Consider the following 5573-nt stretch of genomic DNA (forward strand, 5'->3'; position numbering starts at 1 on the left):
GCGCGGCGCGCGAATCCGGACCGCAGCGGCGCGGCCCGCGACCCCGGCCCGCGAACCCGGCCCCGTCCGAACAAGCCCCCGTGACGAATCGCTCACGAGTCCGGGCCGTCGAACCGAAGGAGTCACCATGATCGACCCCACCGAGAACAAGCGCATGGACGACGACGGCGGGTCCGCGCCGCGCGGTGCCGACGACGTCGACCGCCCCACCCTCGAGTTGATCCGACGCTTCCTGGTGGAGCGGGACATCGAGTCGACGTTGGCCGACGGCCGCGTTTTCGTGGTCCAGCTGCCGGGGGAGAAGCGGCTCAAGACCGCCTGCCATCTGACGGTGAACCGGGAGAGCGTGCGGATCGAGGCATTCGTCTGCCGCAAGCCCGACGAGGACTTCGAGAGGGTCTACAAGTACCTGCTGCGGCGCAACCGTCGGCTGTACCAGGTGGCGTACACGCTGGACAACAACGGCGACATCTACCTGGTGGGCCGGATGCCGCTGGTCGCGGTGACCGAGGAGGAGCTCGACCGCGTGTTGGGCCAGGTGCTCGAGGCGGCGGATCACGACTTCAACATCCTGCTCGAGACCGGCTTCCACACCTCGATCCGCCGCGAGTGGGAGTGGCGCGTCTCGCGCGGTGAGCCGCTGCGCAACCTGGACGCGTTCCGCCACCTCACCGAGGACCTGCCCCAGCCGGGGCACGAGTAACCCGCGAGCCCTCGGCGCCCGCCCCCGGCGCCCGCCTCTCCGTCGAAAAGAGCGTTCCGCTCACCCTCTTCTCGGCCGATGTGTGCGGGACGCTCTTTTCGACGGTGTGGGGCGCCGACGGTGTGGAGCGTCGACGGAGCGGGCCGCCGACGGTGTGGGCCACCGACGGCGCGGGCGTCGCGGCTCCCGTCAGAGCTGCTCGGCGACCTTCTTGCGCAGGACCTTGCCCATCGGGTTGGTGGGCAGCTCGCCCAGCGCCACGAACTCCCGGGGGACCTTGTACCCGGCGAGTGAGGCCTTGCAGTGGGCGCGCAGGGCCGGGGCGTCGAGCTCGGTGCCCGGTTCGAGCACGACCGCGGCCACGACCTGCTCGCCCCCGTCCGGTCCGCGCCGGCCCACCACCGCGCAGTCGGCCACGCCCGGGGCCCTGCGCAGGACCGCCTCCACCTCGGAGGGGTAGACGTTGAACCCGCCGGTGACGATCATCTCCTTGATGCGGTCCACCACGTGGAGGAAGCCGTCGGCGTCCTGGACCACCACGTCGCCGGTGCGCAGCCAGCCCTCGTGGAAGGTCTCGGCGGTGGCCGCGGGGTTACGCCAGTAGCCCGGGAAGACCTGCGGGCCCCTGACCAACAGCTCGCCGGGCTCGCCCGGGTCGGCGTCGACGGTGGGGTCGTCCTTGTGGGCGACGCGGACGTCGGTGTCCGGGAAGGGGACGCCGATGCTGCCGGCCCGCCTCGCCGTCGACATGGGGTTGCCCACCGTGATGGGCGAGGTCTCGGTCATCCCGTACCCCTCCACGAGCAGGCCCCCGGTCGCGGCCTCCCACCTCTCGATGAGCTCGTCGGGCAGGCTCATGGCGCCGGACAGCGAGTGCCGGATGCCGTGCAGCGGGATGCCCCGCCTGCCGGCCTCCTCGAGGATCTTGGAGTAGATCGGGGGGACGGCCGGGATGAAGGTGGGCAGGTCCTTGGCCAGGATCGGCATGATGAGGTCCATCTCGGGCGCGGGCACGAGCTGCAGCCGGGCACCCACCGCGATCCCGATCACCACGCAGAGCGTCACCCCGTAGGCGTGGAACATCGGCAGCGAGGCCAGGAACCGCTCGCGCCCCAGCTCGAGCTCGGGCACCCAGGCCTCGCCCATCTTGGCGTTGGCCACGAGGTTGGCGTGCGAGAGCGTGGCGCCCTTGGGCGTGCCGGTGGTGCCGGAGGTGTACAGGATCAGCGCGAGGTCGTCGGCCTTCGGGCGGGGATACGAGAAGTCCAGCTCCGGCCCGGTCTCCAGCTCGCGCCAGTCCAGCGTCCCGGGAGCGGGCGCGGAGAGCTTGGCCCGCGAGGCGCGGAGCGACGGGACGGGCAGGAGCTTCAGCGCCAGGCGCTTGGCCGCGGGGAGCTCGTCGAGCAGGTCGACGGCGACGATGTGCTCGATCTCCGTGCCGGGGCGGTCGGCCAGCTCGCGCACCATCCCGGCGACGACGTTCCAGGTCACCACCACCCTCGCGCCGTGGTCGGCGAACGGGCCCTCGAGCTCGTCGGCGGTGTAGAGCGGGTTGTGCTCGACCACGATCGCGCCGATCCGCAGCGCGGCGTAGAACACCACGATCCCCTGCGGACAGTTGGGCAGCAGGACCGCGACCCGGTCCCCGCGCCCCACCCCGAGGCGACGCAGTCCCTCGGCAGCGTGGCGGACCCGGCTGCCGATCTCGGAGTAGGGGGTCAGTCGGCCGAAGAACTCGGTCGCGGGCCGGTCGGCGTAGGTGCGCACGGCGTCGTCGAACTGGTCGATGAGCGTGGTGGTGCCGTAGTCGAGGTTATGTGTGGTGCCCGGGGTGTAGTGGGCGGTCCACGGCCGGTCGGGTCGATCGGGGGTGTCTCCGGCGTGTGTGGTCATGTCTGCACCGTAGTCCTCGGGCGTCGGGTCATAATGACCGTATGGCTTACGGAACCCTCGTCCTGCTGCGTCACGGTCAGTCCACGTGGAACGCCTCCAACCAGTTCACCGGATGGGTCGATGTGGACCTCACCGACCTCGGCCGCGAGGAGGCGGTCCGCGGCGGCAGACTCCTCGCCGAGGAGGGCATCCTCCCGGACGTGCTGTACACCTCGCTGCTGCGTCGGGCCATCACCACGGCCAACATCGCGCTCGACGCCTGCGACCGGCACTGGATCCCCGTGGTGCGGCACTGGAAGCTCAACGAGCGGCACTACGGCAAGCTCCAGGGCCTCAACAAAGCGGAGATCAAGGACGAGTTCGGCGACGAGCAGTTCATGCTCTGGCGCCGGAGCTACGACACGCCGCCGCCGGCGATCGATGCGGACAACGAGTACTCGCAGTCGGCGGACCCCCGCTACGCGGACCTGCCGGAGGTGCCGCTGACCGAGTGCCTCAAGGACGTGGTGGACCGCTTCATCCCGTACTACGCGGCCGAGATCGCGCCGCAGCTGGCGGAGGGTAAGACGGTCATGGTGGCCGCGCACGGGAACTCGTTGCGCGCACTGGTCAAGCACCTCGACGGCATTTCCGACGAGGACATCGCGGGCCTGAACATCCCCACCGGCATCCCGCTGGTCTACCGCTTCGACGACTCCGGTCTGGTCTCCAACCCGGGGGGCACCTACCTCGACCCGGAGGCCGCGGCCGCGGGAGCCGCGGCCGTCGCCAGCCAGGGCGCCCAGAAGTAGGTGTCGCTCCGGTGAACACGCGGCGAACCCCCGTCCACCTGCGGACTTCCCGCAGATGGACGGGGGTTCTCCGTTGTGGTCGCCGATTCGCCGCACCGTAGTATCTGCCTCGTGCAGGTCAGTCTCGGGATCGCCCTCGCGATCATCGCCGCAGTGGTCGGCTTTGTCGTCGGCGGGTTCGTCGTCCCCCGGCTCAACGCCCGCCGTGAGCTCCGGCTCGCCGAGCAGCAGGGTCCGAGCCGGTTGGAGGTCCTGCGGGCGGTGTACCACCAGGCGCCGTACGCGCTCGCCGTGGTGGACCGACACCAGGACGTGGTGCTCTACAACCGTCGCGCCGCGGAGCTGGGCATCGTGGACGACCGGCTCCTGGTGGACCCGGTGTGGCGCGCGGCCGAGATCACCTTCGCCGGCGGCGAGCCCTCGGCGTTCGACCTGCCCGCCAAGGTCATCACGGGGCGCCGCCGGATCCCGTCGGTGAGCGGCCGCAGCGAGATCCTCGGCGGACACCTCGGTCAGTTCGCGGTGGTGTTCGCCGACGACGACTCCGAGCAGCGGCGCATGGAGGCCGCCCGGCGCGACTTCGTGGCCAACGTCTCCCACGAGCTCAAGACACCGGTGGGGGCCATGGCCGTGTTGGCCGAGGCGCTGCTGGAGTCCAAGGACGACCCGGAGTCGGTCGAGTACTTCGGCGGCCGAGTGGTGAGCGAGGCCCACAGGCTGGGTAAGATGGTCTCCGAGCTCATCGAGCTGTCCCGGCTCCAGGGCGCCGAGCGGATCCGCGATCCCGAGCCGGTGGACGTGGACGCCGTGGTGGACGAGGCCATGCGCAGGTCGGCGTCCGCGGCGGAGGCGGCCGGGATCGAGCTGATCACCGACGCGCCCTCCGGGCTCGAGATCTCGGGCGACTGGACACTGCTGGTCACCGCGTTGACCAACCTCATCTCCAACGCCGTCAACTACTCGCCGGAGCGCACCCCGGTCTCGATCACGCGGGCGCTCGACGGGGACACCGTGATGCTGCGGGTCACCGACCGGGGGATCGGCATCGCGCCCGAGCACCAGACCCGCGTGTTCGAACGGTTCTTCCGCGTGGACAAGGCCCGGTCCCGGGCCACCGGCGGGACCGGGCTGGGGTTGGCGATCGTCAAGCACGTCGCCCAGAACCACAACGGCGGCGTCAGCATCTGGAGCAGGCCCGGGACCGGGTCCACGTTCACACTCGAACTCCCGGCCCATGTGGAGCCGGGTGGCGAGGGGGTCCCGCCCCCCGCCGAGCACGACCAACAAGGAGAGGACCAGGTGCCGTGACCAGGGTGCTGATCGTAGAGGACGAGGCTTCGCTCGCGGATCCGTTGGCGTTCCTCCTGCGCAAGGAGGGCTTCGAGGTCACCATCGCCGGCGACGGCCCGACCGCGCTGGAGAGCTTCGACGCGGAGGGCGCGGACATCGTGTTGCTGGACCTCATGCTCCCGGGCATGTCCGGAACCGACGTGTGCAAGCGCCTGCGGGTGACCTCGAGCGTCCCGGTCATCATGGTGACCGCGCGGGACAGCGAGATCGACAAAGTGGTCGGGCTGGAGTTGGGGGCCGACGACTACGTGACCAAGCCCTACTCGGCCCGCGAACTCATCGCCCGCATCCGGGCCGTGCTCAGGCGCGGCGCGGACACGGAGGGAGACCAGCCGGACGACATCGGTGTCCTGGAGTCGGGCCCGGTGCGCCTGGACATCGAGCGGCACACGGTGACCGTCCGCGGGTCGGTGGTGACCCTCCCGCTCAAGGAGTTCGACCTGCTCGAGTACCTGCTGCGCAACTCGGGCCGGGTGCTCACCCGCGGTCAGCTGATCGACCGCGTCTGGGGGTCGGACTACGTGGGGGACACCAAGACTCTGGACGTCCACGTCAAGCGGCTGCGCTCGAAGATCGAGCAGGACCCGGGCAAGCCGGTCCACCTGGTGACGGTCCGGGGCCTGGGCTACAAGTTCGAGGGCTGACCGCCCCGTCCGGCCCGGGCCCGCTCCGTCGCGGGGTGCACGGCGACGATCCCCAGCTGGCGGCGGCGCCGGCACGCCGCGGCCAGCACCTCGTAGCAGTCGGCCCCCAGCAGCTCCACCAGCTCGTCGCGCAGCGAGACGAACACCGGGTCGGCCCCGACGTGCGCCTCGGGCGATCCGGTGCAGTACCAG

At 70.8% G+C, this 5573-nt stretch carries 5 protein-coding genes and 1 pseudogene; 4 read left to right on the top strand and 2 right to left on the bottom strand.

Features of this window, described 5'->3' with window-relative positions:
- Positions 1 to 154 precede the first annotated feature (154 nt).
- Positions 155 to 703: a YbjN domain-containing protein gene (locus tag G6022_RS15435; RefSeq protein WP_179525998.1), complete on the top strand. Its 549-nt coding sequence runs from the start codon at positions 155 to 157 to the stop codon at positions 701 to 703.
- Positions 704 to 892: 189 nt separating this feature from the next.
- Here the strand turns inward: G6022_RS15435 and G6022_RS15440 are convergent, their stop codons facing one another.
- On the bottom strand, positions 893 to 2596 hold the full coding sequence (locus tag G6022_RS15440; protein WP_182639542.1) for a long-chain-fatty-acid--CoA ligase: 1704 nt from the start codon (positions 2594 to 2596) through the stop codon (positions 893 to 895).
- A gap of 41 nt (positions 2597 to 2637) precedes the next feature.
- On the opposite strand from G6022_RS15440, the gene G6022_RS15445 reads away from it, so the two are divergent.
- The 3 genes from G6022_RS15445 (at position 2638) to G6022_RS15455 (ending at position 5381) form a co-directional block, all read left to right on the top strand.
- On the top strand, positions 2638 to 3387 hold the full coding sequence (locus G6022_RS15445) for a phosphoglyceromutase (RefSeq protein WP_179523393.1): 750 nt from the start codon (positions 2638 to 2640) through the stop codon (positions 3385 to 3387).
- A 111-nt stretch (positions 3388 to 3498) separates the two neighbouring features.
- Positions 3499 to 4695: an ATP-binding protein gene (locus G6022_RS15450; RefSeq protein WP_182639541.1), complete on the top strand. Its 1197-nt coding sequence runs from the start codon at positions 3499 to 3501 to the stop codon at positions 4693 to 4695.
- Positions 4692 to 5381: a response regulator transcription factor gene (locus G6022_RS15455; RefSeq protein ID WP_179523391.1), complete on the top strand. Its 690-nt coding sequence runs from the start codon at positions 4692 to 4694 to the stop codon at positions 5379 to 5381. The genes G6022_RS15450 and G6022_RS15455 overlap by 4 nt, the downstream gene beginning before the upstream one ends.
- Here the strand turns inward: G6022_RS15455 and G6022_RS15460 are convergent.
- Positions 5363 to 5573 (bottom strand): annotated as a pseudogene (locus G6022_RS15460) (hypothetical protein); the annotation flags it as partial. The gene G6022_RS15455 and the pseudogene G6022_RS15460 sit on opposite strands and share 19 nt — an antisense overlap.

This window comes from Dietzia sp. Cai40 (assembly GCF_014145165.1).
GTDB lineage: Bacteria > Actinomycetota > Actinomycetes > Mycobacteriales > Mycobacteriaceae > Dietzia > Dietzia natronolimnaea.

Excerpts from the sequence above, each read along its gene's own strand:
- G6022_RS15440 (WP_182639542.1), bottom strand. The coding sequence starts at position 2,596 with ATGACCACACACGCCGGAGACACCCCCGATCGACCCGACCGGCCGTGG.
- G6022_RS15445 (WP_179523393.1), top strand. The coding sequence starts at position 2,638 with ATGGCTTACGGAACCCTCGTCCTGCTGCGTCACGGTCAGTCCACGTGG.
- G6022_RS15435 (WP_179525998.1), top strand. The coding sequence starts at position 155 with ATGGACGACGACGGCGGGTCCGCGCCGCGCGGTGCCGACGACGTCGAC.